The 1,604-nt window shown below is 46.3% G+C and carries 1 protein-coding gene; it reads left to right on the forward strand.

Annotated features, from left to right (window positions below; all coding sequences use genetic code 11):
• On the forward strand, window positions 1–1,604 hold a 1,604-nt coding region (locus KDK17_RS11245), incomplete at both ends, for a hypothetical protein (RefSeq protein ID WP_257288111.1).

Consider the following 1,604-nt stretch of genomic DNA (forward strand, 5'->3'; position numbering starts at 1 on the left):
GCCAAATATTCTGGCCGACAGGTAGGTACTGAGAAAAAGAATCCATCCTCCCGAATGACCAAAGCATCAACGACTGCGACAACAGATCAGACCGGCCAGATAAGCCAATCCACTGCCCGTAACCAGGGAACCGATTCTACAGGCGACAGTGGTCGTGGAGACGATGACCCACCGGAACCTTCAGTTGTGCAGGATACCGGAAGTTCGGTTGTCACTTGTTCCAAGTGTAACAAGGCACTGGATACACAGGAATTAAGGCAAATAACCAATGAGGCAGCTGCCTCAGCGATTTTATGCAACAAGTGCCTGTCGGGCACTCATGGTAAAAAAAGAGCAAGACAAACCCCGGAAGAAACAGAACCTGATTCATCAGAACCGGCTCAGAAAAAAAAGAAGGGTCCGGGTAGAAAGAGAAATAACTCAAAAACAGCCGCTGCACCACCAGCCAAAAAAAAGAAGCCGACAGACAATCAGATTACCGATGACCCATTGGAAAAAGTAAAAGCAAATATTAAATACGAATTAAGCGAGGAAGAGCTTGAAAAAGCTCAAATCCTTATGGAGGTATTCAAGAAAAAAAACATCACTGTAAAGCACACTTTTTATAAGCTACTTGGTTTCGTAGAGAGAGATTCTTTTGATGCCTTCTTCGAGAATGCGAGCATTTTTTTTGCGCACCTTTCTGAAAACTTCAAAAATACAGGCATGCTAACCAACATGCTGGGTAATCTAAAAAAACATATCCGTAGTTTTGCAGAACGTAGTCAAAGTGAACTCGAATATTTAGCAAGTTTGGATGTATTGACTTCTTTCTCGTCCATGAATAGTAGCAAAGGTCTGCCCATACATAAGGAAGTAAAAGCAATACTGGGCTGGCCGGAATGGAAAGACAAGAATGGTGAGTTCAATATGGAACTGTTCCGTTCTTTCTCGTCCATGAATAATAACCGGGGCTTGCCCAAACATGAGGAAGTCAAAGAGGTGCTGGACTGGCCTGAATGGAAAGACAGGCATGGCCAGTTCAGTATGGAGCTGTTCCGCGCCTTCTCGTCCATGAATCATGGCAGAGGAATACTTAAACATGAGGAAGTGAAAGCGGTGCTGGGCTGGCCCGAATGGAAAGACAGGCATGGCAAGTTCAGCGTAGAGCTGTTCCGCGCCTTCTCGTCCATGAATAGCAGCAAAGGCACGCTTGAACATGAAAAAGTGAAAGAGATGCTGGGCTGGCCAGAATGGAAAGGCAAGGATGGCAAGTTCAATACGGAGCTGTTTCATGCCTTCGCGTCCATGAATCATAGCAGAGGCCTGCTCAACCATGAGGAAGTTGTAGAGGTGCTGGACTGGCCGGAATGGAAAGACAAGAATGGCGAGTTCAGCATGAAGTTATTCCGCGCCTTCTCGTCCATGAATCATGCCAAAGGAAAGCTCAAACATGAGAAAGTGAAAAAGGTGCTGGGCTGGCCCGAATGGAAGGACAAGGATGGCGAGTTCAATATGGAGCTGTTTCGCGCCTTCTCGTCCATGAATAATGACAGAGGCATGCTCAAATATGAGGAAGTGAAAGCGGTGCTGAGCTGGCCTGAATGGAAAGACAAGAATGGCGA

The organism is Endozoicomonas sp. SESOKO2, from assembly GCF_024606245.1.
Taxonomy (GTDB): domain Bacteria; phylum Pseudomonadota; class Gammaproteobacteria; order Pseudomonadales; family Endozoicomonadaceae; genus Endozoicomonas_A.